General features: G+C 55.3%; 24 protein-coding genes and 1 tRNA gene. 8 read left to right on the forward strand and 17 right to left on the reverse strand.

Going from position 1 to position 25383, the window contains the following annotated elements; translation table 11 throughout:
• The first annotated feature begins 14 nt into the window (after positions 1-14).
• Positions 15-422 carry a tRNA (adenosine(37)-N6)-threonylcarbamoyltransferase complex ATPase subunit type 1 TsaE gene (gene tsaE, locus EDB95_RS05915; protein ID WP_133991525.1) on the forward strand — a complete coding sequence of 136 codons (408 nt, stop codon included), beginning with the start codon at positions 15-17 and terminating at the stop codon, positions 420-422.
• Positions 423-467: 45 nt separating this feature from the next.
• On the forward strand, positions 468-1682 hold the full coding sequence (locus tag EDB95_RS05920) for an alanine dehydrogenase (protein ID WP_133991527.1): 1215 nt from the start codon (positions 468-470) through the stop codon (positions 1680-1682).
• On the opposite strand, the gene EDB95_RS05925 is transcribed toward EDB95_RS05920, so the two are convergent.
• The 5 genes from EDB95_RS05925 to EDB95_RS05945 form a co-directional block, all read right to left on the reverse strand.
• On the reverse strand, positions 1663-2322 hold the full coding sequence (locus EDB95_RS05925) for an ABC transporter ATP-binding protein (RefSeq protein WP_133991529.1): 660 nt from the start codon (positions 2320-2322) through the stop codon (positions 1663-1665). The genes EDB95_RS05920 and EDB95_RS05925 overlap by 20 nt on opposite strands.
• Complete coding sequence (lpxA, locus tag EDB95_RS05930) at positions 2303-3109, reverse strand: acyl-ACP--UDP-N-acetylglucosamine O-acyltransferase (RefSeq protein ID WP_133991531.1); 807 nt, start codon at positions 3107-3109, stop codon at positions 2303-2305. Before lpxA ends, EDB95_RS05925 begins: the two co-directional genes overlap by 20 nt.
• 1 nt (position 3110) lies before the next feature.
• Positions 3111-4529 carry a bifunctional UDP-3-O-[3-hydroxymyristoyl] N-acetylglucosamine deacetylase/3-hydroxyacyl-ACP dehydratase gene (locus EDB95_RS05935; RefSeq protein ID WP_133991533.1) on the reverse strand — a complete coding sequence of 473 codons (1419 nt, stop codon included), beginning with the start codon at positions 4527-4529 and terminating at the stop codon, positions 3111-3113.
• Between the two features lie 39 nt (positions 4530-4568).
• Positions 4569-5624, reverse strand: coding sequence for a UDP-3-O-(3-hydroxymyristoyl)glucosamine N-acyltransferase (gene lpxD / locus EDB95_RS05940; RefSeq protein ID WP_133991535.1), 1056 nt, complete (start codon positions 5622-5624; stop codon positions 4569-4571).
• A 102-nt stretch (positions 5625-5726) separates the two neighbouring features.
• Complete coding sequence (locus EDB95_RS05945) at positions 5727-6917, reverse strand: HD domain-containing protein (protein ID WP_133991537.1); 1191 nt, start codon at positions 6915-6917, stop codon at positions 5727-5729.
• A 55-nt stretch (positions 6918-6972) separates the two neighbouring features.
• Here EDB95_RS05945 and porX point away from each other — a divergent pair, with 55 nt between their 5' ends.
• The 4 genes from porX (at position 6973) to EDB95_RS05965 (ending at position 10782) form a co-directional block, all read left to right on the forward strand.
• Entirely contained in the window at positions 6973-8535 is a 1563-nt protein-coding gene (gene porX, locus EDB95_RS05950) for a T9SS response regulator signal transducer PorX (protein WP_133991539.1), read from the forward strand.
• Between the two features lie 9 nt (positions 8536-8544).
• The gene (locus EDB95_RS05955) at positions 8545-8814 is read left to right on the forward strand and encodes a hypothetical protein (protein ID WP_133991541.1); all 270 of its coding nucleotides are present in this window, start codon (positions 8545-8547) and stop codon (positions 8812-8814) included.
• Positions 8811-9572 (forward strand): MBL fold metallo-hydrolase, encoded by a 762-nt coding sequence (locus EDB95_RS05960; RefSeq protein WP_133991543.1) that lies wholly within the window; start codon positions 8811-8813, stop codon positions 9570-9572. The genes EDB95_RS05955 and EDB95_RS05960 overlap by 4 nt, the downstream gene beginning before the upstream one ends.
• Positions 9573-9636: 64 nt before the next feature.
• Positions 9637-10782, forward strand: coding sequence for an acyl-CoA dehydrogenase family protein (locus EDB95_RS05965; RefSeq protein WP_133991545.1), 1146 nt, complete (start codon positions 9637-9639; stop codon positions 10780-10782).
• An 8-nt stretch (positions 10783-10790) separates the two neighbouring features.
• Here EDB95_RS05965 and EDB95_RS05970 read toward each other — a convergent pair whose 3' ends face one another.
• The 12 genes from EDB95_RS05970 to EDB95_RS06025 all read right to left on the reverse strand — a co-directional run bounded on the left by EDB95_RS05970 (position 10791) and on the right by EDB95_RS06025 (position 21620).
• Positions 10791-10997, reverse strand: coding sequence for a hypothetical protein (locus EDB95_RS05970; RefSeq protein WP_133991547.1), 207 nt, complete (start codon positions 10995-10997; stop codon positions 10791-10793).
• A 20-nt stretch (positions 10998-11017) separates the two neighbouring features.
• Entirely contained in the window at positions 11018-12256 is a 1239-nt protein-coding gene (clpX, locus tag EDB95_RS05975; protein ID WP_133991549.1) for an ATP-dependent Clp protease ATP-binding subunit ClpX, read from the reverse strand.
• Positions 12257-12372: 116 nt separating this feature from the next.
• Complete coding sequence (locus EDB95_RS05980) at positions 12373-12993, reverse strand: ClpP family protease (RefSeq protein ID WP_133991551.1); 621 nt, start codon at positions 12991-12993, stop codon at positions 12373-12375.
• A complete protein-coding gene (locus EDB95_RS05985; protein WP_133991553.1) occupies positions 12986-13681 on the reverse strand; it encodes a ClpP family protease in 696 nt (231 codons plus the stop codon). Before EDB95_RS05985 ends, EDB95_RS05980 begins: the two co-directional genes overlap by 8 nt.
• 151 nt (positions 13682-13832) lie before the next feature.
• On the reverse strand, positions 13833-15200 hold the full coding sequence (locus EDB95_RS05990; RefSeq protein ID WP_133991555.1) for a trigger factor: 1368 nt from the start codon (positions 15198-15200) through the stop codon (positions 13833-13835).
• A 51-nt stretch (positions 15201-15251) separates the two neighbouring features.
• Entirely contained in the window at positions 15252-15872 is a 621-nt protein-coding gene (locus EDB95_RS05995; RefSeq protein WP_133991557.1) for a papain-like cysteine protease family protein, read from the reverse strand.
• 11 nt (positions 15873-15883) lie between these two features.
• Complete coding sequence (locus EDB95_RS06000; protein WP_133991559.1) at positions 15884-17860, reverse strand: hypothetical protein; 1977 nt, start codon at positions 17858-17860, stop codon at positions 15884-15886.
• A 10-nt stretch (positions 17861-17870) separates the two neighbouring features.
• Positions 17871-19496 (reverse strand): hypothetical protein, encoded by a 1626-nt coding sequence (locus EDB95_RS06005; RefSeq protein ID WP_133991561.1) that lies wholly within the window; start codon positions 19494-19496, stop codon positions 17871-17873.
• A 2-nt stretch (positions 19497-19498) separates the two neighbouring features.
• Positions 19499-20086 carry a hypothetical protein gene (locus EDB95_RS06010; protein ID WP_133991563.1) on the reverse strand — a complete coding sequence of 196 codons (588 nt, stop codon included), beginning with the start codon at positions 20084-20086 and terminating at the stop codon, positions 19499-19501.
• Positions 20083-20775, reverse strand: coding sequence for a hypothetical protein (locus EDB95_RS06015; RefSeq protein WP_133991565.1), 693 nt, complete (start codon positions 20773-20775; stop codon positions 20083-20085). Before EDB95_RS06015 ends, EDB95_RS06010 begins: the two co-directional genes overlap by 4 nt.
• Positions 20776-20845: 70 nt before the next feature.
• Positions 20846-20927, reverse strand: a tRNA-Leu gene (locus EDB95_RS06020).
• Positions 20928-20948: 21 nt separating this feature from the next.
• Positions 20949-21620 (reverse strand): porin family protein, encoded by a 672-nt coding sequence (locus EDB95_RS06025; protein ID WP_133991567.1) that lies wholly within the window; start codon positions 21618-21620, stop codon positions 20949-20951.
• A 129-nt stretch (positions 21621-21749) separates the two neighbouring features.
• Here EDB95_RS06025 and EDB95_RS06030 point away from each other — a divergent pair, with 129 nt between their 5' ends.
• Both EDB95_RS06030 and EDB95_RS06035 read left to right on the forward strand, forming a co-directional pair.
• The gene (locus EDB95_RS06030; RefSeq protein ID WP_133991569.1) at positions 21750-23978 is read left to right on the forward strand and encodes a RelA/SpoT family protein; all 2229 of its coding nucleotides are present in this window, start codon (positions 21750-21752) and stop codon (positions 23976-23978) included.
• Positions 23979-24053: 75 nt separating this feature from the next.
• Positions 24054-25319: an adenylosuccinate synthase gene (locus EDB95_RS06035; protein ID WP_133991571.1), complete on the forward strand. Its 1266-nt coding sequence runs from the start codon at positions 24054-24056 to the stop codon at positions 25317-25319.
• Positions 25320-25383 lie beyond the last annotated feature (64 nt).

The raw sequence follows: 25383 nt of genomic DNA on the forward strand, positions 1-25383 counted from the left end.
ACCATCTTTGTGGGATGGATATAGTCTATTCCCTGGAGGAATTACCCCAGGCGGCTTCCCGCTTACTCGACACGGTCGGCGTGCCTTGCGTCATCGCCCTGCACGGCGAGATGGGGGCCGGTAAGACAACGTTCACCCATGCCTTTTGCGAAGCCCTGGGGGTGGATGGCCATGTGTCCAGTCCGACCTTTGCCCTGGTCAACGAATACCGGACCCGGGCAGGTGAGGGGATCTATCACATGGACTGGTACCGGTTAAAGGGGGAGGAAGAGGCGTTACAGGCGGGGATGGAGGAATACCTGTATTCGGGGAAGACGTGTTTGGTGGAGTGGCCGGAGCGGGCGCCCGGCCTGCTCCCGGAGGGAACCGTCCACGCCTGGCTGGAGGTGGTGGACCCCGAAACACGGCGGTTGAAGGTCTGACGCGCATTTTGTATATTTACCATCCCATTTAATCGTTGCACGACTATGCCTGTCAAGAAGCCCTTTTTGGCGACTTCATTCACCTACGAAACCCTGGAGGAAACCCTGGACGTCAAACCCAAGGGAACCTCCTTGCATATTGGTATACCCAAGGAAAACTGGTTCAATGAAAACCGTGTTCCCCTGACACCGGAGGCCGTGAGCGTCCTGGTGTCCAACGGACACAAGGTCGTCATGGAATACAAGGCTGCCGAAGGCGCCCACTATTCCGACATGGAATACAGCGACGCGGGGGCGAAGATCGCGTATGACAAAAAGGAAGTTTATCAAAGCGACGTGCTCATCAAAAGCGCCCCCGTCGGCGAACCCGAACTGGAATGCCTCAAAGCCGGCCAGGTCATCATTTCTCCCATCCACCTGGCCGTCATGAAGTGTGAGATCCTCGAAAAGATGATGGCCAAACGCATCACCGCCCTTTCTTTCGAGAACCTCAAAGACGACTCCGGCAACTATCCCATTGTCCGCTCCATGAGCGAGATCGCCGGGAGTGCCGTGATGCTCATCGCCGGGCAGTACCTCAGCAATGCCAACAACGGCAAGGGCGTGCTCTTGGGAGGGATTTCCGGTATCCCGCCGACAAAGGTCATCATCTTAGGCGCGGGCATCGTAGGGGAATTTGCGGCCCGTACGGCCATGGCCATGGGAAGCAGCGTAAAGATTTTTGACAACAGCATCTACCGCCTCAAACGGCTGCAGAACAATATCGGGTCCCGGCTTTTTACCTCCGTGATCGAACCAAAAATCCTTGCCAAACAGCTCAAAACCTGCGACGTGGCGGTAGGGGCGTTGTCCTCCGGTGGGGGCAGGACGCCCATCGTCGTCACCGAGGAAATGGTCTCGCAGATGCGCCAGGGCAGTGTCGTCGTCGACGTGAGCATCGACCGCGGCGGCTGTTTCGAAACCTCCGAGATCACTTCCCTGGAAAGCCCGATCTTTATCAAACACGGGGTCATCCACTATTGCGTCCCCAATATCCCGTCCGGCTTTGCCCGTACGGCCAGCCAGGCGATTTCCAACGTCCTCATGCCCTTGTTATTGGAAGCGGCGGAGAGCGGGGGATTCGAAAGCCTCGTCTGGCACAAGGTGTCGATCCGCAGCGGGATTTATCTGTTCAAGGGGTCGCTGACGAATTTTCATCTCAGCCAAAGGTTTGACCTCAAGTACACCGACCTGAACCTGCTCATCGCGAGCCAGCGCTAGTCTTGAACCCGGCGATCGACATCACCTGCGTGCAGAAATCGTATTCATCCGGATCGTTGCTGCTGACGATAATCGTACGCCCCGCCCCGTGGGTTGCGATCAGCCGGTGGTATAAGTCGTACCCCGCCTGGTCGAAGTTGGTGCAAGGCTCGTCGAGCAACAGCGCGAACGTGTCGGAGAAGATCGCCTGGGCGAGCTTGACGCGCTGCTTCATGCCGCTGGAGAAATAGCGTATCTGTTTGTCCCGCGCCGCCTCCAGCCCAAGCTCGGTAATGATCAAAGAAGGCGTCACACCCGGGCGCCAGGATTTAAAGCCGCCATGGAACGTCAGGAATTCGATCAGGGTCATTTCCTCGATCACCTCCAGGTAGGGGGCCGCCAGCGCGATGTGCTCGAAGACGCGGTCGGGCGCGACGGCGGCGGGCGGAGAAGGGCTGCCGTCTGGCGCAGCCACCTCCCATAAGATGGTCCCTTCGCTGGGCACGAGCACCCCCGCCAGGATCTGGAGCAACGTCGACTTACCCGAGCCGTTTGGCCCGGTGATGGCGTAGGCGACGCCGGGGGAAAAGGTATAGGTGCACCGGCGGAAGATCCAGTCGCGGTTGTAGCGTTTTCCTATATCAGAGAGTGATATCCTCATCGGCGCTCTCTTTGATATACCGTCGGATGATGCCGGCTTTCGAGTTTTCGATGAAGGAAATGATGTTTGCCCGGATGGGGGTGTCGGGGATTCTTTCTTTGATGACGCTCAGGGCGGTGGATGTTGTATGCCCTTGTATGAAAAGGATGTGGTAAATGTTGGATATTTCTTCCAGGGCTTCCTTGCTGAAGCCGCGGCGGACGAGGCCTACCTTGTTGATGCCGGCATAGCTGAGGGGCTCGCGGGCGGCCTTGACGAAAGGCGGCACGTCCTTGCGGATGGAGCTTTGCCCACCGATGTAAGAATGCGCGCCGATGTGGATGAATTGTTGTACGCCGGTCAGGCCGTTGATGATGGCGTAGTCGTCCACCGTGATGTGTCCGGCCAGGGTAACGCCGTTGACAAGGATGACGTGGTTGCCGATGATACAGTCGTGGGCGACGTGCACGTAGGCCATGAGCAGGCAGTGGCTGCCGACCACGGTTTTCCACTTGTCGACGGTGCCCCGGTTGATGGTCACGCACTCCCGGATGGTCGTATGGTCGCCAATGATGGCCAGGGTTTCTTCGCCGACAAATTTGAGGTCCTGGGGCACGGCGCTGATCACCGCCCCGGGGAATATCTTGCAATCCTTGCCGATCCGCGCGCCATCCATGATGATGGCGTGCGACATGATATGACTACCTTCCCCGATTTCAACGTTCTCTTCCACTACCGCAAACGCATCGATCTTTACGTTCGGGCTTATTTTCGCATTGGGGTGTACTTGGGCTAACGGGCTGATCATGTTACTTTGTACTTTTTACAATTTGAGCTACCAGGTCTGCTTCGGTGACCACCTTGTTGCCCACGTAAATGGTTCCTTTCATCTCGCAAATGCCGCGCCGAATAGGTGCGGTCAGTTCCATCTTGAGGATCATCGTGTCCCCGGGAACGACCTTTTGTTTGAAGCGGCAGTTGTCGATTTTTAGAAAGTAGGTTTCATAGTGGTCTTCGGGATTGTCTTTCGGGATGGCCAGTATGCCCCCGGCCTGGGCCAGGGCTTCCACTTGCAAAACGCCCGGCACCACGCAGTTGCCGGGGAAATGCCCCTGGAAGAAGGCCTCGTTGTAGGTCACGTTCTTGACGGCGATCACGTGCTGGGACGTCATCTCTATGACCTTGTCGATCAGCAGAAAAGGGTAGCGGTGGGGTAATATTTTTTCGATCCGGTGGATGTCGAACACCGGGGTTTTATTGGGGTCATAGGAGGGAATACCCGCCTTGAATTTGTTTTTCTTGATGTGCTCCTTGATCTTCCTGGCAAAAGCCACGTTGGAAGAGTGCCCGGGCCGGTTGGCGATGATGTGGGCCTTGAAGGGGAAACCCACCAGGGCCAGGTCGCCCACGACGTCGAGGAGCTTGTGCCGGGCGGGTTCCGTCGGGAAGCGGAGTTCCAGGTTGTTGAGGTAGCCCCCGCTGTTGACCGAAATGCTTTCCCTGTTGAATACCTTGGCCAGCTTTTCCAGTTGGCCGGGGGTGACAGGACGATCCACCACAACGATGGCGTTGTTGATGTCTCCTCCCTTGATCAGGTTATTTTCAAAAAGGAATTCGAGTTCATGGAAAAAAGAGAAAGTGCGGCAGGGTGCGATCTCGGTATTGAAATCGCCCACGTGCCTGAGGGCGGCGTGCTGGGTCCCCAGGACGGGGCTATTGAAGTCGATCAGGGCGTTTACCCTGAATTCGTTGTAGGGCATAGCCACCATCTCTACCTTCTTCTGGTCGTCTACGAATGAAATATTATTCTCGATCGAGTAGTAGACTTTGCGTGCATTTTGTTTTTCCAGCCCCACCAGTTCCAGCGCTTCCACAAACGGCTTGGCGCTCCCGTCCAGGATGGGAATTTCCGGTCCGTCGAGCTCCACCAGGACGTTGTCCACCTGTGTCCCAAAAAGGGCCGCCATCAGGTGTTCCACGGTAGATACCCGTGCCCCGTTGTGTTCCAAAGCCGTGCAACGGGTCGTATCGACGACATAATCACAATCCGCCTTTACCGTGGGGCCCCCCGGGAGGTCCGTCCGTTTAAAAACCACGCCATGGCCCGGATCAGCAGGAACAAGGGTCATATTAACAAATTTCCCTGTATGAATGCCTACGCCTGAAATGGTAATCCTCTCTTTAATCGTGTGCTGAAAGTGCTGACTAGCCCCGTTCGTGCTTTCCATGGGCACGAAAGTAGGAAAAACTGGCTAATCTCCGGGGATTCAAGAGATACTTTCTTTTTCCGCCAGGAGTTGCCTGAGCGCGTGCTCCAGGTCGGCAATCCGTTTTTCCAGTTCCGGCAGGTTCCGGAAGATGGCCTGGCTCCGGAGGGTGCTCGTGTAGTCGAACGCGGGTGACCCGGAGATGGCGGAATTGGGGGATTTGACCGACTTCGTGACCCCGCTTTGGGCATTGATGCGGGTCCCGTCGGCGATGGTGATATGGCCTACGATACCGGCCTGTCCACCCATCATTACGTTCTTGCCGATCTTGGTGCTTCCGGATACGCCGGTTTGGGCGGCGATGACCGTATTTTCCCCGATCTCCGCGTTGTGGGCGATCTGGATGAGGTTGTCCAGCTTGGCGCCCCGGTGGATGATGGTGCTGCCGATGGTGGCGCGGTCGATGGTGGCGTTCGAGCCGATTTCGACATTATCTTCTATGACCACATTCCCGATCTGGGGTACTTTTTTGAACGTACCGTCCGCCTGGGGGGCGAAACCGAAACCGTCCCCGCCGATCACCGTGCCGGCATGGATGGTGACGTTTTCCCCCACCTTACAACCATGATAGATCCGGACGCCGGGGTAGAGGATCGTGTTGTCCCCGATGATGACCCCCTGACCCAAAAATACATGGGGATAGATTTTTACATTCTTCCCGATGGTAACGTGGTCGGAGATATAGGAAAAAGCACCGACGAACACGTGCATGCCGAGGGTGGCCTTGTCGGAAATAAAGCTCGGTTGTTGTATGCCGACCATCTGTTGGTTCTGGATCTCCTGGTATTTGGCCAGCAGGGTGGCAAAGGCGGAGTACGCATCCGGTACCCGGATCAGCGTCGATTTTACGATCTGGCGGAGTTCCTGCGCGGCGTTGATGATCACCACGGACGCTTCGGTGGTATATAGGTAGTCCTCGTATTTCGGATTCGCCAGGAAGGTCAGCTGCCCGCTCCGGGCTTCTTCGATCTTGCCGAAAGATTCCACCACGGCATCGGGATTGCCGTCAATTTTACCCTGTATGAGGAGCGCGATCTGCGCAGCTGAAAATTGCATAGTTCCGTGTTTATCCTCGCGATCGGATTTGATTCTAAAATAACGTAAATATTCTAAATTTATTTGAAGCGTCCATTTTGGGGGGACTGGTCCTCCAGCCCGTCATCTTGGGTAGCAAAAGTAGAATTTTTTTACAGGGGTTGCTAAAGTTTGATGAATAAGGGCGTTGTCGACTCCTGAGATGTCCCTGACCTCTCCGGTCTTAAAAAGGACCCGGATCATTTCATCCCGGGCGTCATAGGTGCTGTTGGACGCCGTCCCCTCAAAAACAAAGAAACCCGCCTCCCTTTCGGTGATGCCCAAGTTCCGTGCCACCGCCTCCTTCATCTCACCCAACTCGGTGACGCCATACGGCGACGCGCCCAGCCGGATCTTTAATAAACGCCTGTCAATCAGCCAACTGGACAGGGTGGATAGGACCCTGTCCGGGTGAAACCGCCAGCGTTTTAACAACCCTTCCACATCCGAGTCATCCAACCGGCAAAACCGGTCGAGGTCCAACGTTTTCATACCCTCCAGGAAACCATACAACGGGACCTCCGGATCGGGCCGGAGTGCCCCCGACGCCACCAGCTCTTTGGCCCGGGTCAGGATCCTGACCAACATCTGCTCTGCGCTGAGGACGGTCTTGTGCAGGTAAACCTGCCAGTACATCAACCGGCGCGCCACCAGGAACTTTTCGATCGAATAGATTCCTTTTTCCTCCACCATCAGCTCTCCCTCGTGGACCGTGAGCATCTTGAGGATACGATCGTACCCGATCACCCCTTCCGATACCCCGGTGAAAAAACTGTCCCTTGTCAAATAGTCCATTCTATCCACATCCAGTTGCCCGGAGATCAGCTGGTGCAAAAAACGCTTCGGGTATTGACCGTTGAAAATTAAAATGGTTAAATCTAAAGAACCGTTAAAATCCTCGTTCAGCCGTTGCATGATCATCCGGGAAATGGATTCATGGCTGGCGCCCTCGATCAGGACGTGTTCCAGGGCGTGGCTGAACGGACCGTGGCCGATGTCGTGCAGCAAGATACCCACCTTTGCCGCGAGCTCCTCTTCCGGACTGATGTCCACGCCTTTGTTGCGGAGTTCCGTAAGGGCGCAATGCATCAGGTGGTAAGCGCCCAATGAATGGTGAAAGCGGGTGTGCACCGCTCCCGGATACACCAGGCTCGCCAGGGCCATTTGCTGTATCCGCCGGAGTCGTTGGTACCAGGGATGATTGAGGATGGAAAAGATCAACGGGTGATCGATGGTAATAAAACCGTAGACGGGGTCGTTGATGATTTTCCGCATCCGGTAAAGGTAAATTATATTTCCCCATGCAGATTTTAAATTGTAGATTGATCGTATGATAGCGACCATACTTTGGGTGGACGATGAAATAGAAAGCTTACAGTCTCAAAAATTATTCCTGGAAAATAAGGGTTACCTGGTCCACACGCTCACCAACGGCTTCGACGCCATCGACTTCGTAAAAGAAAATACGCCCGACGTCGTTTTGCTCGACGAGAGCATGCCGGGGATCACCGGTCTGGAAACCCTCTCTAAAATAAAGGAAGTCAACCGGCACATTCCCGTCGTGATGATCACCAAGAACGAGACCGAGAACGTCATGGACGAGGCCATCGGTTCCCAGATCAGCGACTACCTGATCAAACCCGTGAACCCCAACCAGGTGCTGCTAAGCCTGAAGAAGATCCTCGACAACAAACGCCTGGTGGCGGAGAAAACCACCGCGGCCTATCAACAGCAATTCCGGAATCTTTTTATCGCGCTCAACAGCAATCCTGACTACAACGAGTGGATGGAGATCTACAAAAAGCTCACCTTTTGGGAGCTGGAGATGAAGAAAAGCGACAGCCCGGAGATGCAGGAGGTTTTTCAGACCCAAAAGCAGGAAGCGAATACGGAGTTTTCCAAATACATCACCCGGAACTACCTCTCCTGGATCAAGGGGCGAGAGGATGGGCCCGTCATGAGTCATAACCTGATCCGCCGGAAGGTCCTGCCGCACCTCGACAAGGAAACCCCCACCCTCCTGGTGCTCATCGACAACCTGCGCTACGATCAGTGGAAGGTGCTCCAGCCCTTTTTTGCAGAGATCCTCCGGCTGGTAGAGGAAGATACTTTCTATTCCATCCTGCCCACCGCCACCCAATATGCGCGGAACGCCATTTTTGCCGGTCTGTTGCCGGTGGACATCGAGAAGCGCCATCCCTCCCTTTGGAAAAGCGAGGAAGACGAGGGTTCCAAAAACGCCTATGAAGAAGAGCTGTTCCGGTTGCAACTAAAGGCCCTCCGGCGGGAAGATATCCGCTTCAGCTATACCAAGGTGCTGCACTACCAGGACGGGCAACGCCTCGTGGACAATATCCACAACCTGCTCCAATATCCGCTCAGCATCGTGATCTACAACTTCGTTGACATGCTAAGCCATGCCCGGACGGAAATGGAGGTGCTAAAGGAACTGGCGGCGGACGAAGTTTCCTACCGCTCGATCACGGCCAGTTGGTTCGAGCATTCCCCCCTTTACCAGGCGCTGAAAAAGATCGCCGACCGGAAATACCACCTCATCCTGGCGACCGACCACGGCAGCGTCCGGGTGAAAACCCCCGTCAAGGTCGTGGGGGACCGGCAGACGACGACCAACCTCCGGTACAAACACGGGCGGAACCTCAACTACGACCCGAAGGAAGTGCTGGCTTTCAAGGACCCCCGGGAAGCCGGGCTGCCCGCCCCCAACCTCAACTCATCCTATATTTTTGCCCGGGAAGACAGCTTTCTGTGCTACCCCAACAACTATAACCACTACGCCAATTACTACCGCAACACCTTCCAACACGGCGGGGTCAGCCTGGAGGAAATGATCGTGCCGGTGGTGCGGATGTCCAGCAAGCCCAATAATCCTTAATTTTGTAGCATGCGGTACAATCAGGCGACCTTGAACCGGATAGAAAAGATCCTGGACGAAGCGTCCTACATCCTGCGCTATGAACGGGGCAATTTCCAAAGCGGGTATTGCATCCTGGAGCAAAAAAGGGTGGTGGTGCTGAACAAATTCCTCGACGTCGAAGGAAAGATCAATACCCTGATCGAACTCATCCCCCAACTGACCATCACGTACGAACTGCTCACCACCGATAGCCAGAAGATGTACGACGAGGTCATGACCAAGCACGCGGAGCAATGACGGTTACTTTTCTCGGTACGGGCACCTCCACGGGTGTGCCGATGATCGCCTGCCCCTGCAACGTCTGCCATTCCCCCGATCCGATGGACAAGCGGCTCCGGAGCAGCATCCTGCTCCAGACGGAAGACACCTCGATCGTCATCGACACGACCCCGGATTTTCGCACGCAGATGCTCCGGATCGGGTTGACTTCGCTGAACGCCGTCGTGTTTACCCATCCCCACAAAGACCACATCGCCGGTCTGGACGACGTGCGGGCCTTCAACTTTTTTATGCATGCACCCATGCACGTCTATGCCAACGCCATGACGGAGGAAACCCTAAAACGGGAGTTCGCCTATGCGTTTGCCGATAAACGGTATCCCGGTGTTCCCGAGATCATCCTCCATACCATCGACGACCGGCCCTTCGACGTCCGGGAGCTCACCTTTATCCCTATCCAGGTCTGGCACTACAAGATGCCCGTCTACGGTTTCCGCATTGGCGATTTCACGTACATCACCGATGCGAACCGCATCGAAGAGGCCGAACGCGAGAAGATCCGCGGGAGCAAGGTGCTCGTCCTGAATGCCCTTCGCCGCGAAAGCCACATCTCCCATTTTACCCTTGCCGAAGCGATCCACCTGGCCGACGAGCTTGGCGTTGAACAGGCCTATTTCACGCACATCAGCCATCAGTTAGGACTACATGCGGAGGTATCCGCGGAGTTACCGCCGGGGCGGGCACTGGCGTATGACGGGTTACAAATTGCCCTGTAGGGCCGCGTAGCGGATTTTATCCACAAAATTTGGTGACACTAACAAATGTTAGTAATTTGGGGGTATGGACTTCTCAACACCCGAATGGACGCTTCAAGTGGCGCAAAGCGCCAGGGATTTCGCGCGGACCCGTATCCTGCCCCACGTCATGGAATGGGACGAGGCACAGACCTTTCCAAAGGACCTTTTCCCCGCGCTCGGTGCGCTGGGGCTGATGGGCGTCACCGTGTCCGAAGCCTATGGGGGCGCCGGTCTGACGTATGTCGATTATGTAGCGGTCATACAGGAGATCGCCAAGGTCTGCGGCTCGATCGGGCTAAGCCTGGCGGCCCACAATTCATTATGTACCGGCCACATCAATCTTTTTGGCAGCGAGGAGCAAAAGAAACGCTACCTCCCCTTGCTCGCCAGCGGCCAGTGGCTGGGCGCCTGGGGGCTGACCGAACCGGGAACCGGCAGCGACGCCGGGAATATGCGGTGCACCGCTGTCCGGGAAGGGAACGACTGGGTCCTGAACGGGACCAAGTGCTGGATCACCCACGGCGCCAGCGGACACGTGGCGGTCGTCATTGCCAGAACCGGTGAACCCGGGGCTCGCGAAAACAGCACCGCCTTTGTCGTCGAACGCGGGACAAAGGGTTTTTCCGGTGGGAAAAAGGAAAACAAGCTGGGGATGCGCGCCTCCGAAACCGCCGAAATGATTTTTGACAATTGCCGGATTCCCGATACACAAAGGCTTGGCGGCGTCGGCGAAGGCTTCTACCAGGCGATGAAGGTGCTGGACGGGGGGCGCATTTCCATTGCGGCGCTCTCCCTCGGCATTGCCAAGGGGGCCTACGAAGCCTCGGTCAAGTATGCTTCCGAGCGCCACCAGTTTGGCAAACCCATCTCATCTTTCCAGGCGATCTCTTTCAAGCTGGCCGACATGGCTACGGAGATTGCCGCCGCCGAGCTCCTGACACTGCAGGCGGCTTCCCTCAAGGATCGCGGTCTGCCGATGACAAAGGAGGCGGCTATGGCGAAGTATTACGCCAGCGAGGTGTGTGTCCGGGTGGCCACCGATGCAGTGCAGATATTCGGGGGGTATGGGTACACCAAAGACTTTCCGGTGGAGAAATTTTATCGCGACAGTAAGTTGTGCACGATAGGCGAGGGCACATCGGAGATACAGAAGATTGTGATAGCGCGCGAAATAAAAAAGGGGGCGTGAGCCCCCTTTTAACTAAAAAAGCTGCCCATCTTATCCTTCAGCCCGTCCAAAAGGTCTTCCCCCTTGGCCTTGCCTTCATTGAAGATGTTCTCCACGGCTCCTTCGAGCATGGGGAACTTTTCCTTGACGAAGTCCTTCACGACTTCGAGGGCATGCTGGGCTTGTTCGGCGGTGATGCCGGCCTTTTCCGTGAGGCGATCAATGAGTTCTTGCATAAGAGGTGTTTGTTGCCAAATTACGCGACTTTCAGGAAATTCCTTCCGTTCTTTTCAAACTTGTGCTGTGCATATTCCAGCGTCAGGTTGAAGCGCGTCTCCGATGTGCCCGGCAACTCGAACATGGCGTCGGTGAGGATCCCCTCGCAGATGCTCCGCAGGCCGCGGGCGCCGAGTTTGTACTCGATGGCCTTTGAGACCATGAAGTCGAGGACGTCTTCTTCTACGACCAGGTCTATGCCTTCCATCTCGAACAGCTTTTTGTACTGTTTCATCAACGCGTTTTTCGGCTCTACGAGGATGGAGCGCAGGGTCGTTGCGTCCAGGGGGGTGAGGTAGGTGACCACGGGCAAACGGCCCAGCAGCTCGGGGATGAGCCCGAACCCTTTGAGGTCTTGCGCGTTGACGAACTGCAGCAGGTTCCTGCGCTGGTGCTCTTGCATTTCCTTATTGACGTTGAACCCGATGGCATGGGTATTGATGCGTCGCGCGATGACCTTGTCGATGCCGTCGAAGGCCCCCCCGCAGATAAAGAGAATGTTCTGGGTATTGACCTTGATGAGCTTTTGCTCAGGGTGTTTGCGTCCGCCTTGCGGGGGTACCAGGACCTCTGTCCCTTCCAGGAGTTTGAGCAAACCCTGTTGTACGCCTTCACCGCTGACGTCCCGGGTGATGGAGGGATTGTCCCCCTTGCGCGCGATCTTGTCGATCTCGTCGATGTATACGATGCCTTTCTCTGCAGCCGGTACGTCGTAGTTACACACCTGGAGCAAACGGGTCAGGATGCTTTCCACGTCCTCGCCCACATACCCCGCTTCCGTAAAGACCGTCGCGTCGACGATGGTGAAGGGGACGTTGAGCAGCTTTGCGATGGTTTTGGCCAGGAGGGTCTTACCCGTACCTGTTTCGCCCACCATGACAATATTGCTCTTCTCGATCTCCACGTCGTTCTCCACCTTTTGCCCCTGGTTCAACCGTTTGTAGTGGTTGTACACAGCTACGGCGAGCACTTTTTTGGCTTCGTCCTGGCCAATGACATATTCGTCCAGGAAACGCTTTAGCTCCGCGGGTTTTTTGACGGACAATTTGTAGTTGGAGGGGTATTGGTCATTCCGGATCAACAATTCCTGGGAAATGATCTCCTGGGCATGGTCTACGCAATTCTCGCAGATGTGCGCTTCCTGCCCGGCGATCAAGATCTTCACTTCGTCCCTGCTGCGCCCGCAAAAGGAGCAGTGTAGGGTGGGTTGCTTTGCCATGTTTTCCTAAGATAAGTGAGGAAATAATTCCGTCTGTAAAAGTACGAAAAACCGCCCCGTGGAGCGGTTTTTCTTTAGTTAAATACGCTGAACGGCCTGTTGCCGTTGGCTTCTCCCTATAATTTTTCCATGGTCCCGTCGACGATCCCGTAGGCGACCGACTCCTTGGCGTCCATCCAGTAGTCGCGGTCGAAGTCCTTTAGGATCTGTTCGGTGGTTTTTCCACAGTTTTTGGCCAGGATTTCGGCCCCCAGCAGCTTTGTCTTCCGCATCTGTTCGGCCATGATTTCCAGGTCGGCGGACGTACCCTGACCCCCACCGCTAGGCTGGTGGATCATGACTTCCCCGTGCGGGAAGATAAAGCGGCGGCCTTTTTTGCCCCCGCTCAGGAGGATGGACCCCATCGAAGCGGCCATCCCCATACAAATCGTGCTGACGGGCGAGGAGATCATCTGCATGGTGTCATAGATCACCATACCGCTGGTCACCATACCGCCGGGGCTGTTGATGTAAAACTGGATCTCCTTTTTGGGGTCCAGGGCATCCAGGTACAACAACCTGGCAGTGATGTCCTTAGCACTTTTGTCATCGACGACACCCCACAGGAATATTTTGCGCTGCTCGATAAATTTCTTGTCGAACTGCCAGGAGGAGACCATCTTCTCCATGGGGTTCTCGATCTCCTTCGGGTTTTCTTCTTCGTCGTCCAGTCGTATCGGGAGTCTGTACCTAAGCATCTTTTTTCGGTTTTTTGGGGTTCACGAAAAGCACCTCGTCCACGATCCCATAGGCTTTTGCCTCCTGTGCGCTCATCCAGTAGTCGCGGTCGCAGTCCTTGGCGATCTTTTCCACGTCCTGGTTGGTGTGGTAGGCGATCACTTCGTACAGCTCCTGTTTGATCTTACGCACCTCGTTGACGGTGATCTCGATGTCCGAAGCCTGTCCGCCCGCGCCCGCCGAAGGTTGGTGGAGCATGATCCGGGAGTGTTTGAGTGCAGAGCGCTTACCCGAAACACCGGCCAGCATCAGCACCGCGGCCATCGACGCCGCAATACCCGTACAAATGGTGGCTACGTCCGGGGTGACGAATTGCATCGTGTCATAAATACCAAGACCGGCATACACGGCCCCGCCGGGGCTATTGATGTACATCTGGATGTCCCGGCTCCGGTCGGTGGAGTCCAGGAACAACAGCTGCGCGGTCACGATATTGGCTACGTAGTCATTGATGCCTTCGCCTAAGAAGATGATGCGGTCCATCATCAACCGGGAGAAAACGTCCATGGAGGCTACATTCAGGGGCCTTTCCTCTATGATATAAGGGGTAAGGTTTGTCGGAAAATGTGTCCGGTAGTTGTGCAGGGTGGCACTGGAGATGCCCTGGTGTTTTACTGCGTACCGGTCGAATTCTTTACCAAAGTCCATACGCTTGTCAAGTTAAAGTTCATCAAATATAGGCTCTTGAGCCCAAAATCTGTGCTAAGGTTAAAATCCGCCAAAATGGCGCCGCACCGGCCGGCGGGCCACAAAAAAAGGCAGCCCATCGGGGCTGCCCTTTAGTTATATGAGGCGCTGCCTAGTGCTCGTGGCTATGCGCATGCTGCATCTCCGAAAACTCCTCAAAGGAGATCGCCTTGGGGGAAACGCTTACCTTGTCTTCCGCCCAGTTGAACATCTTTTCGGTGACGATCCGGCGGTAGGCGCTTTCGACCTGCTGCTCGTCCTTGGTCATCCGGTCGACATAGCTGTCGATCCATTCGGTATTGCCGTCCCCCAGGTTCATCTGGCCGAAGTACCCGAGGACCTGCTGGCGCATGTATTCCCGCAGCTCATCCGGGGTTACGTCCAGTTGGTTTTGACGGATCAACTGGTCGCTGATCAGGGTCCAGCGCAGTTGGGAGCGGAAGGTCGGGAACTCTTCCTCCACTTCATCGGCGGTTTTCGGTTTTTCACCGCCCACCTGGAGCCAGCGTTTCAGGAAGGCTTCCGGGAGGTCGAAGTGGGTCTTGTCCAGGAGCTGGTGGTACAGCTCGTGGTGGAGGAAATCTTTGGTTTGCCTTTCCCAGTACAGGCGGATCTCGGAAACGATCTTTTCGCGGAAGGCGGCTTCGGTCGCAATGCCTTGCCCGGGATACACTTCGTTATAGAATTCTTCACCCAGGTCGCGCTTTTGGAGCAGGCCCACCTTGTCGACCGTGACGGCGAAAAAGCGTTCCAGCTCTGCAGGGTCGTCAGGGTTCAGGTTGAGGTCCTTGACCAGCCATTCCCTTTCCTTGTCCTCGAAAGCCTTGCCCAGTTGCAGCACCATTTTGTCGCCTGCGCGTTTGCCCAGCGCCTGGGTGGTGTCGGCAAAATATTTTACCAGGAGAGAGTTCGTCTTGGAGGGCGCGTCTTCCAGCGGGTTGCCTTCGGCATCGCTTTCCACAAAGGTCAGGGTAAGGATGTCTTCTTCCGTATCTGCCTCTTCTTTATCGGTCACCTTGCCAAAACGGTTCCGGAGCCGGTCGACTTCCGCCTCGATCATCTCGTCGGTGACGTTGATCTCGTAGCGGGTCGCCTTGATGCTGCCCAGGTCGATCGACGGGTTCGGCTTGAGCCCGATTTCAAACTGGAACGTATATCCGGCGGGCTGGTTCATGTCGAGGGAAGGCACGTCCGTTTCCAGCGGAAGCGGCTGGGCAAAAATATCGGGCTTTTCTTCCGAGATGAAACGCCCCAATTCCTTTTCGACGGACTTGACCACCTCGTCCTTGAAGATCGCGGGGCCATGCATCCTTTTGATCACACCGGCCGGAACCATCCCCTTGCGAAAGCCGGGTATGTTTGCCGATTTGCTATACTGCTTCAGTGTTTTTTCAAACGAAGAAAGGTAGTCTTCCTTTTCCACTTTGACGGTCAGTTTGTCATTCAGCAAACCGATGTTCTCGCGCGTTATTGTAGCCATATTTTTTAAAACTGGGGCACAAAGGTAGGGGTTTTTGCCGGATTCCAGCTTTTAGTAATAACTGACCGTCACGAACCAGCACCCGGTAATGTCCTGGGCGAAAGGGGCCGGGTACTCCACCCGCCCGGCATTGGCGACATTTTCGTCGCTTGGCCAGGGGTCCCTGAATATGAGCGATTGGATGTTGGGGCCCGCCACGGTGGGATAGAAGCTGCAGCCGGTGAGCACGATGGCGTGACCCGAAGTGGTTTCATTGGCATAGGTGATGAGCAGGGGTCTCCTGTTGGACAACCAACCCAACAGGTCCGATGGGGCGGGCGCTCCCGGGACGTAGGACGACCGGACGACATAACGGCGGCCTTGGTGGTCGATGCTCCAGTTATTCAGGTTGGCGTTGATGACGTCCGGCGACGCCCCCGAATTGACGATATTTCCGTTTTCGTCCAGGCCGAAGGTCCGCGCGGCGATGTCCGCCTGGGTAATAGAAACGCCATAGTAGTTGAGTATCATTTGAATAGACGCGGCCCAGCACCATTCGTCCTCGACTTGTCTGGCGGCATAGAAATTAAAGACATTTCTGGGGATGCCGACATATTGGGGCGGTGGATACTGGGCGACGGCGGAGGTGTATTCAAGGCCGGCCAAACAGAGGAGCAAAACGATCTTTTTCATATAGTATATATTTAATAAGTGTCGGTGGGCTTGGGGACTGGGTAAAAATCAAGCGATATGAAGGCGTATTTCATGGAGGTATCGGGAAAGAATACCCGCAACACCACGTTGGGGTGGTACGGATTGTGGTTACCGGCATAGTATATTTTGTACTCATGGGCGGAGTCTTTGATCTGCACCAGGCTGACGCTGTCGGTGATGCCGCGGCCGGCCAACAGCTTTTCGATCCTGGACTCGATCGTATCGCATTTGCGGATCGTTGCGCCCGGGTCCGCATTCTTACACAAAAAGAAGCCCCTCTCGTTGCTACTTTCTTTATAATAAACAAATGAAGGAAGGCTGACCGTTGAGTCGTACGTGCCGGAAATAAGGCTTTGAAGCCACGTATCCGTTACCCCCTCCTGACCGGTTATGGGGGGAGAATACCTGGGGAGGATGCGCCGCTTGCGGCTAAGAAGCAGATTGAGTGAACAGGTGTCTTGCCGGACACGCAACGCCAGGTCGACAATGATCGCATTTTTATACGTCCCCAGGAGGCCCTTTTTGGTGTCTTCGTTTTCCCCGACCGTGTCCCATGATATGTTCTGTCCAAAGTGCTCCTGGAGCAAGCCGGCGATCTTATCATATTTCTGATAGGCATAGCCCACGTCGCGGTCGTCGTAAAAATCGATGGACAACCATCCTTCGATGCCGCTGCGGACCCCTTTATTGATAAACAGGGTAGTCCCGGTTGAAAAGGGGAATTTCAGGGTGGATCTGTAGGTGATTAATTTATCATTGAATAAATCCTCACCGAATCCGGCCTCCAGGGCGGCCCAGTCGCCCTCGATCAGCGTATTCATGGCATTTCCCAGGTCGATCCTGAATGTCGTGTCATCTCTTCCCGACCGGTTCTCACTATCCAGGCCGGCAAAATTGCCCAGGCATTTGTCACGACCCTGGTCCAGGACAGTCTCCCCACCGATGTCCGTTGCATTAAAGAGGGCCTCCTCGGCGTTGGGAAGAATAGCGTAGGGAAAATACCGGGTGGTGCTGACGGTTCTCCAGTTGAGCCTCGCTTCGAAGGTGTGCTTTTCCCCCGGCTGTAGAATGGCCGAGGCGCAGACCGTAGGGCCGGACAAAAGCGGTTGAAAAAAATTCGTATCCTTCCACTGCCGGTTGTGATAGGATGGACTTCCGGAGACTTGATACAAAATTGTCATTCGGAGCGGTTTGGACCCGGTGTTTACGTAGTCCTCGCTGATAACGGTGAAGGGGCGCCGTACGCTCGTATCCCAATCGATGGAGGCATCTGTGCGGAGGATAGACTGGGTATTGACCAAAGGATAGTGCATGATCAGCTTGGCGATTTCCAGGCTCCAGGCCACGGAGTCGGCCGTCCGCGGCAGACAGGAGGGGCGCTCTTCGATCAGCAGCCGGTTGAGGTTGGCCGGGCGGTAACCGAGGCCATACCGGAAGGCGGCCCGGCGTTGCATCGGTGTAGGGTGCAAGGCCAGTCCGTCCTCGTCGTCCCCGTTGTCGTAGATGTAGGCCAGGCCTCTGGTGATGATGCGGAAGTCGCGGGTCTCCGCCATCGTATCGGACAGGTCGTACATCCTTCCCAACAGCATGCCGCTGAGGATATCCGCCTGGCATTCGTACAGTCTTTTCAATTCACAGGACGCCTGCACCATACCGGCTCCGTAGGTATTGAACTGAATCTGGTGGCCCAGCTCATGGGACACAATGTACCGGAGGACAAAAAGGAACTGGTCGGGATCCATCGTCTCCGCGTTTTTCCGGAAGTAGGTTTCCCCCAGGATAATCTGGTGGTCCGGCGTGGAAATATTCGTCGCATTGTCCGCAAACAACAGGGCCGGGTGTAGCCCGGTCCAGTCAAAAAGCCGGCCGGACTCGATTTTTACCAGCGACGTCCATGACCCCTGTTGGCCAAATGCCGCGGAAGCAAGCATGACGGCGGGTATGATCAGCAGGCGTCGGATAAGCATCGATGGATATTTACGGGTTAGGGGAATCCACAATGATGTCGACGGAATAACGGACCGTACGGTTTTTTGGCAAGGGCATGCGTTCGTAGGTCAGTCTCCATTCGGCCCCGGTCTTATGGTCCGTCCCCTGGAGGAGCCAGGTCTCATGAAGATGGTCGATACTGACCAATATGTCGTCCCCCACGATATGATAGACCTGGCCACGCTTGATGGATGCATCCGTGGAACTATCGGGACCGTCGTCGTACCTCTTCCAGTAGTCGTCCTCGATGGATAAGCCGGTAGATGACCGCAACTGCTTCCATGCACTATCGCCCCTGGCAAAGGCGTCTCTGGCGGCCAGGCTGTCCTTACCGTCGTACAGGGTAATATAAAGCGACGCCTTGTGTTCGGACGGGTACTGCCACACAAGGGCGTTTTCAAAAAAGTGCATATACGTATCGTATTCGATGCTGCCATCGGAACTGGATTTGCCCATCCCCGTTTCTATACCTTGGAAGAGGTGCCGGGACTCACGCAGCGCATCGGCCAGGTCTATCGCGAGGTCTTCCGAAAGGGCTGCTGTGTCCCTGGAGCCAAAACCGGTTGCGGGGCAGCCCTCATCGGATGGGATGGCCCTGCCGTCCGACGGCTGAGCGGAAAAGAGCGCTTCCGGGCGGGGAGGAGCGATAAATCTGGGCATGAATTCTTCGGTGGCGACGCTGGCCCAGTCCAAGGATCCGGTAACGAATACACTATCCCCCGGGGCCAGGTGAAAGACCTGGCTCGTGCTGCTGCCCTGCAACAGGATTTTTTTGGGGTCCTGCTGCATAACGTCCCTGTATTGGCCGACGAGCTTACATTGAAGAAACAGGTCGATGGGGAATGGATTGACGTTTTTGAACGAGCCCAACTGATAATATACCTTGTGTACCAGCCGGCTGGTATCCCAGCGGACTGTGTTGTCGTTGTTGGCGTTCCAATATACGGGGCTGAAGAGGACGTTCCCGGTGACTTTACCCGGGTAGTGGATGATGTATTTTGCCATGCGAAGGCTCCAGGTGATGCTGTCCTCGCGGCCCCTCTCCAGGGGATAGGCAAGCCCCAGCCTGAAGGCCGTACGGCGCTCCGAAAAAGAGGGGTGCATGCTTTCACTTTGTTCTTCGTCCCCTATGCTGTAGACGAATTCCAGGGCGTGTAATACGCCGGGGTGTAGCCTGGCATCGGCCTGGACAGAGTCCGGAAGGTCATACAACTCCGAGACATATACCCCGGCCAGTATATCGGCCTGGCATTCGTAAAGCCTCCTGAGTTCGCAGGACACGGCACCCGCCATTTCATCCCTGTAGTGTTTGAATTGAATCTGGTGGGCCAATTCGTGAGCGACCAGGAACTGGATGATCAACCCGCAGAAGGGGGCTGTCGTACTGTCCGCCAGCAATGTGTTTAATTTCGGTCTGCTGATCAAGATGCCGTCGCCGGGTTTGGAAATATCGACGGGTATGTTCATGAGCGAGACGGGCACAGACAAGCCTGCGATGCTCAGCACCCGTTGGGCATTTATGGACACGAGTTTGTCCATGGGGTCGGACTGGGCCAAAGCCCGGAAACCATGGGCGAGCAGCAGCAGCAACAAAGCGATCCTTACGGAGGACATGGTCATTTTTTGGAGGATGAACAAAAAAGCGCCTGACAGCAAAAGACAATAAAGAGCGCCACAAACAGGATATCCAGGGCAAACAGCATGACCAGTCTGTTGGAATTGTGCTCGATTTCCGATGGCGGATAGTTATCCTTCGGTGCGCCCAGATTTTCCACGATGTCATCGTTGGTAACGGTATCCAGGTGCTCCGCGAGCTTAATGGAATCCAGTGTCTTCAGGACCCCGGGATAAAGGTGGTTGCCGACAACTTCCCGCTGTTTGCCTTCTTCGAGATAGCCCGTTGTCCTGTCGGAAAACCGGATGTACGCCCCATAAAGGATTACCGCTGCCATCAGACAGGCCACTGCGCCCACCCACCAGAACCAGCCGTGCTTCTTTTGGTTAAACAGGGCGAACGGGTACATGGTCAACAACAGGGCGGCTATAACGACAATCCGGGCGAGATACATGTTATCCGTCGCACCAATGGTCGCCTCCAGGTCTATGTGCGGCGGAACGATGACCTTGGTCAGCAGCACCACGATCATAGCGCTTACGCTGACCAACAGGTTCCATTTTTCTTTTAAAAAAGACACCACCTTCATTTGTTTCCCGTTTTAACGACAAAGTCAACCGTATGCGCGCCGTCGATGTCGACGCTTTGCTTCTTCTCCTGGATACGGACGCCGTCCTTGGTGATCCAAAACAGCTTTTGGCCGGGAAGCAGGTCCTTGAAGGCATTCAGGGTAGGGTTGAACTGTTGCTGCTGCTCCGGGTTGACCGACCATTCGGGCTTGACAAAGGGTATATATCCCGGAAGTTCCTTCATGCTGGCCTCGTCGAATACACGGACCTGTACATTGACGTACACATCCGCGGCGCCGGTTGAAGAACCCAATTGACGGGGAAATTTTAAGGCGAGGTCTTTTTTTACAAACGTCAGAATATCGGCAATGGAGTCCAGGCTGGCTGTCTCCGCCACCAGTTCAAACAGGTCCCGGTAGTTGTGTAAGCCGAGGTATTGGTCGGAACGGAGGGGGGCTTCTGTATTGTTTTCATTCCTGAGGGCGATGACCAGGTTTCTCAGGAGGGTGTTGATGGAGGCTTCGTCCCTTTTAACATGGTTGATCCTGGCCGAATCGCCCTGGAAGTCCCGGCCGTCCAGGGCAATCTCCATGTCCGTAAGACTGCCGTTCACTTTTAAGAGGATATCGTCTTGCTGCGGCTGAGCCGCGGCAGTAGTCGTGATGCCCAGAATAGAGAAGGTAAGCAGACTGGCGATCAGTAGCTTCATGAGGCAAGCGGGTTTGACGGTAAAGTACACAAACTCCCGAAATGCCAAAAGGGGGAAAACCCCCTTTTTGTGCGGATGAAGGGACTCGAACCCCCAAGCCTTGCGGCATCAGATCCTAAGTCTGACGCGTCTGCCAGTTTCGCCACATCCGCTGGCGGGGGTCAAAAGTACAACTAATCGCGGGTATTATAGTGAAAAAGATACCCTATACCAAGGCTAAGCCCTTGGTTTTGTATCCGGCCAGTGCCTTCGGGGGCGATGTTGACAAACCCGTGTTCGTAATCGAGGTGAAGGGTCAGGCCAAAGGAGAATTGATACGAAAGGGCGGCGGTATACCCGGCATCCCAGGGTTTCATGTGGAGTCCGGTGATACCGTCGGGGTCATTGAACTGGATGTCCCCGCCCAGGTCGTGCATGGGCAGGGTGTTGGTGGAGACCTGGTAGGTCCCCCGGAGCCCAAGGGCGCCATAGACGCCCCCCCCGAAAAAAAAGTCGTCGTAGCCCACAGGTACCCGGTACATCAGCCGGAGGGGAACGTCCAGGTATGTCACATGGACGTGCCCGGTGTTCTGGCCATTTTGCCAGATTTCGGCTCCCTTGGGGGTGATATTAATATGTGGTTGGAAATCAATATAATCGCTCCATCGAAAGTCGGCCCAAATCCCGCCGCCCGGGGCCAGGCGCGGGCCTCTTGTCTGACTTAGGATTTCAGAGGGACCTCCGGCGGAGTTCCCCGGTAAGTTCCCGGCTATGCACGCTCCTTCTATTCCAAGGTGGGATTGAGCATAAGCAGTTGATACAAGAAGCGACATCCCCATCGCTAAACAGAGCACTTTTAACATCATTAGCCATTTAGTAAGTTAGCCGGTAAGCAGTGGGACTTGAATCCCTTTTCACAGGAACGGGAATGAAAATAAGGGGTCTACATTGGGTTGTTTTGGGGGATGCTCGCAAGATAAGTAAATTTGGGGAGTATGGATAGTATTGTTACGTTACCAAAGTATAATCTTACTGAGGCGCAGGAGAGGAAGGAAATTATCCGTCAGTACCGCGCCCTCCTGAGGGCTTTGAAGACCAAGCTCAAAAAGGGGGACAAGGAACTGGTCCGCCATGCCTTTGAAATGGCTGCGGAAGCGCACAAAACTATGCGGCGCAAAAGCGGTGAACCTTATATTACCCATCCCCTGGCCGTTGCCATGATCTGTGTGGAAGAGATCGGGCTGGGGGTGCGTTCCACCATTTGTGCGCTTCTCCACGATACGGTCGAGGACACGGACGTAACGCTGGATGACGTGGAGCGCGAGTTTGGCAGTGAGATCGCCCGCATCATCGACGGGCTCACCAAGATCGCCAATGTCGTCGATACCAATACCACCCAACAGGCGGAGAACTTCAAAAAGATCCTCCTGACCCTGACCGACGACCCTCGCGTCATCCTCATCAAGCTGGCCGACAGGCTCCACAACATGCGGACCCTGGACAGCATGAAGCGCGAGAAGCAGCTCAAAATTTCCTCCGAAACGGTGTATGTATACGCGCCCCTGGCGCACCGGATGGGGTTGTATGCCATCAAGACCGAAATGGAGGACCTGTCGATGAAGTTCCTGGAACCCGATACCTACCGGGAGATCGCCCGCAAGCTATCGGAGACCAAACGGGAACGGACCCGGTACATCAACGAGTTTATCCGCCCGATCAAGGAAAAGCTGGAACAGGCCGGCGTGGTGGACTTCGAGATTTACGGACGGCCCAAATCCATCCACTCCATCTGGAACAAGATGCGTAAAAAGGACGTGACCTTTGACGAGGTGTATGACCTTTTTGCCATCCGGATCATCCTCAACCCAACGCTGGAGCGGGAGAAAGAGGAGTGCTGGAAGGTCTATTCGCTGATCACGGACATGTACAACCCTTCCCCGGAGCGCCTGAGGGACTGGCTGAGCAACCCCAAAAGCAACGGGTATGAGGCCCTGCACACCACCGTTATGGGTCCCCAGGGGAAGTGGGTGGAGGTACAGATCCGTACCAAACGCATGAACGAGATTGCGGAAAAAGGATTGGCGGCCCACTATAAGTATAAGGAGGGTGCCGGGGACGAAAGCCGTTTCGACCAATGGTTTTCCCAGATCCGGGAGGTGCTTTCGAACCAGGATACCAACTCCATTGATTTCCTCCAGGAGTTCAAGACGTCATTTTTGACGGAGGAGATCTATGTCTATACCCCGAAGGGGGACGTCAAGATGCTGCCCAAAGGGGCGACGGCGCTGGATTTTGCTTTTGCGGTGCACTCCGATATCGGGAGCCGGTGTATCGGCGCCAAGGTGAACCACAAGTTGGTGCCCATCGGTCATAAGCTGCGCAGCGGGGACCAGATCGAGATCATCACTTCCTCCAAACAACGGCCCAACGAGGACTGGCTGAACATCGTGGTTACGGCCAAGGCCAAGTCGAAGATCAAGGACAGCCTGAAGGAGGAGAAGCGCAAGATCGCCGACGAGGGCAAGTACCTCCTGCAACGCAAGCTGGAGCAGATGGGCGTTGCGTTCAACGTACACAACGTGGACGAACTGGTGTCATTTTACAAAACCAATTCCCAGCTCGACCTGTTCTATAAGATCGCGATCAAGACGATCGACCTTAAGGACCTGGCGGAATTCCAGGTGTTGGGGGACAGGCTGGAGCCGCCCCGCCCCGTAAAACCGGTAGAAGTGCCGGTCAAAGAGCATTCCGGCGGCAAGGATTCGGAGCTGATTATCTTCGGCGAAAGCAGCGACAAGATCCTCTATACGCTGGCCAATTGCTGTAAACCGATCCCCGGGGACGACGTGTTCGGGTTTATAACGGCCACCGAGGGACTCAAGATCCACCGGACCAACTGCCCCAATGCCGCCCGGCTGCTGTCTCACTACGGGCACCGCGTGGTCAAGACCAAGTGGGCAAAGAACAAGGAGATATCCTTCCTCACCGGGATCAGGATCGTCGGTCTGGACGACGTAGGGGTCATCAACAAGATCACCAACCTCATCTCCGGTGAAATGCGGATCAACATCAGCGCGCTCACGATCGAAGCGGAAGAAGGGATCTTCAGGGGAAACATACGCTTGTATGTCCATGACAAAGAGGAGTTAGACGAGCTGGTGGTGCGCCTCAAGGCGCTGACCGGGATCCAGTCCGTTGAGCGCTACGACACCGATTCGGTCTAGGGCACCAAAAAAATTTGGGGCGAACCCAATATAGGGCGAGTTTTGCCCCTTCTTTGTTAGAAAAATAACGCTATCATGGTTGATGTTATCCTGGGCCTCCAATGGGGCGACGAGGGAAAAGGCAAGATCGTTGATTATTTTGCGCCCCAATACGATGTTATCGCACGCTTCCAGGGTGGACCCAACGCCGGTCACACCTTGTATGTCGGGGACAGGAAAGTGGTACTGCACCAGATCCCTTCGGGTGTATTCCACGAGAAAACGGTCAACCTGATCGGGAGCGGGGTGGTGCTCGACCCGGTCACCCTGCGTAAGGAGTGCCAGACGGTGGCTGATTTTGGCGTAGATGTCCGCAAGAACCTCTTCATCAGCGAACGGACCCATCTGATCCTGCCGACCCACCGGGCCCTTGACAAAGCCAGCGAACTCTCCAAGGGCAACGACAAGATCGGGTCCACCCTCAAAGGGATCGGCCCCGCCTATATGGACAAAACCGGCCGTAATGGCCTGCGGGTGGGCGACCTCCTGGATAAATCCTTTACCACCCAGTACATCAAGCTGCGCCTGAAGCACCAGAAGATGCTGGACAGCCTCCACTTCAACGAGGACATCTCGGAATGGGAGGAAGAATTCTTCGACGCTGTGGAATTCCTGAAACAGCTCAATATCGTCAACGGCGAATACTTTATCAACGAACGCGTCCGGGCAGGTCAGCGCATCCTGGCCGAAGGCGCCCAGGGGAGCATGCTGGATGTGGACTTCGGAACTTTCCCATTTGTCACTTCTTCCAACACGATTTCCGCCGGTGTTTGCACCGGTCTTGGCGTGGCGCCGCAAACGATCCGGGAAGTCATCGGGGTTACAAAGGCCTACTGCACACGCGTCGGCAGCGGCCCCTTCCCCACCGAGCTCATGGATCAGACCGGGGAGCGTCTTCGCGCCGTCGGTAACGAATTTGGTGCGACCACCGGCCGGCCCCGCCGTTGCGGGTGGATCGACCTGGTCGCCCTGCGCTTTGCCTGTATGGTGAACGGCGTCACCCAGCTGGTGATGACCAAAACGGACGTACTCGACCCTTTCGCCGATATTTATGCCTGCGAAAAATACGAGGTGGATGGAAAGGAGGTGGACCGCATCCCCTTCCAGATGACCCGGTTATCGATTTCCCCCGTGTACAAACAGATAAATGGGTGGAATTCCTCTATTGAAAATTGCAAAGATTTTACATCTTTGCCGGGTGCGCTGCGTTCATATATTCAGTATATTGATAATGCCGTGGGCGCTAAAGTGAAGTACATTTCAAACGGTCCCGGAAGGGATCAGATCATATCCGTCCCTTAACGGTTGCGGGTTGTAAAAGGGGCTAAAAAAAATTTGGACAATTAAAAAACTCGAAGAAATTTTA

Source organism: Dinghuibacter silviterrae, assembly GCF_004366355.1.
Lineage (GTDB): Bacteria > Bacteroidota > Bacteroidia > Chitinophagales > Chitinophagaceae > Dinghuibacter > Dinghuibacter silviterrae.

Coding starts and splice junctions, on each gene's coding strand:
- tsaE (WP_133991525.1), top strand. CDS start 15: ATGGATATAGTCTATTCCCTGGAGGAATTACCCCAGGCGGCTTCCCGC.
- EDB95_RS05920 (WP_133991527.1), top strand. CDS start 468: ATGCCTGTCAAGAAGCCCTTTTTGGCGACTTCATTCACCTACGAAACC.
- EDB95_RS05925 (WP_133991529.1), bottom strand. CDS start 2,322: ATGAGGATATCACTCTCTGATATAGGAAAACGCTACAACCGCGACTGG.
- lpxA (WP_133991531.1), bottom strand. CDS start 3,109: ATGATCAGCCCGTTAGCCCAAGTACACCCCAATGCGAAAATAAGCCCG.
- EDB95_RS05935 (WP_133991533.1), bottom strand. CDS start 4,529: ATGGAAAGCACGAACGGGGCTAGTCAGCACTTTCAGCACACGATTAAA.
- lpxD (WP_133991535.1), bottom strand. CDS start 5,624: ATGCAATTTTCAGCTGCGCAGATCGCGCTCCTCATACAGGGTAAAATT.
- EDB95_RS05945 (WP_133991537.1), bottom strand. CDS start 6,917: ATGCGGAAAATCATCAACGACCCCGTCTACGGTTTTATTACCATCGAT.
- porX (WP_133991539.1), top strand. CDS start 6,973: ATGATAGCGACCATACTTTGGGTGGACGATGAAATAGAAAGCTTACAG.
- EDB95_RS05955 (WP_133991541.1), top strand. CDS start 8,545: ATGCGGTACAATCAGGCGACCTTGAACCGGATAGAAAAGATCCTGGAC.
- EDB95_RS05960 (WP_133991543.1), top strand. CDS start 8,811: ATGACGGTTACTTTTCTCGGTACGGGCACCTCCACGGGTGTGCCGATG.
- EDB95_RS05965 (WP_133991545.1), top strand. CDS start 9,637: ATGGACTTCTCAACACCCGAATGGACGCTTCAAGTGGCGCAAAGCGCC.
- EDB95_RS05970 (WP_133991547.1), bottom strand. CDS start 10,997: ATGCAAGAACTCATTGATCGCCTCACGGAAAAGGCCGGCATCACCGCC.
- clpX (WP_133991549.1), bottom strand. CDS start 12,256: ATGGCAAAGCAACCCACCCTACACTGCTCCTTTTGCGGGCGCAGCAGG.
- EDB95_RS05980 (WP_133991551.1), bottom strand. CDS start 12,993: ATGCTTAGGTACAGACTCCCGATACGACTGGACGACGAAGAAGAAAAC.
- EDB95_RS05985 (WP_133991553.1), bottom strand. CDS start 13,681: ATGGACTTTGGTAAAGAATTCGACCGGTACGCAGTAAAACACCAGGGC.
- EDB95_RS05990 (WP_133991555.1), bottom strand. CDS start 15,200: ATGGCTACAATAACGCGCGAGAACATCGGTTTGCTGAATGACAAACTG.
- EDB95_RS05995 (WP_133991557.1), bottom strand. CDS start 15,872: ATGAAAAAGATCGTTTTGCTCCTCTGTTTGGCCGGCCTTGAATACACC.
- EDB95_RS06000 (WP_133991559.1), bottom strand. CDS start 17,860: ATGCTTATCCGACGCCTGCTGATCATACCCGCCGTCATGCTTGCTTCC.
- EDB95_RS06005 (WP_133991561.1), bottom strand. CDS start 19,496: ATGTCCTCCGTAAGGATCGCTTTGTTGCTGCTGCTGCTCGCCCATGGT.
- EDB95_RS06010 (WP_133991563.1), bottom strand. CDS start 20,086: ATGAAGGTGGTGTCTTTTTTAAAAGAAAAATGGAACCTGTTGGTCAGC.
- EDB95_RS06015 (WP_133991565.1), bottom strand. CDS start 20,775: ATGAAGCTACTGATCGCCAGTCTGCTTACCTTCTCTATTCTGGGCATC.
- EDB95_RS06025 (WP_133991567.1), bottom strand. CDS start 21,620: ATGATGTTAAAAGTGCTCTGTTTAGCGATGGGGATGTCGCTTCTTGTA.
- EDB95_RS06030 (WP_133991569.1), top strand. CDS start 21,750: ATGGATAGTATTGTTACGTTACCAAAGTATAATCTTACTGAGGCGCAG.
- EDB95_RS06035 (WP_133991571.1), top strand. CDS start 24,054: ATGGTTGATGTTATCCTGGGCCTCCAATGGGGCGACGAGGGAAAAGGC.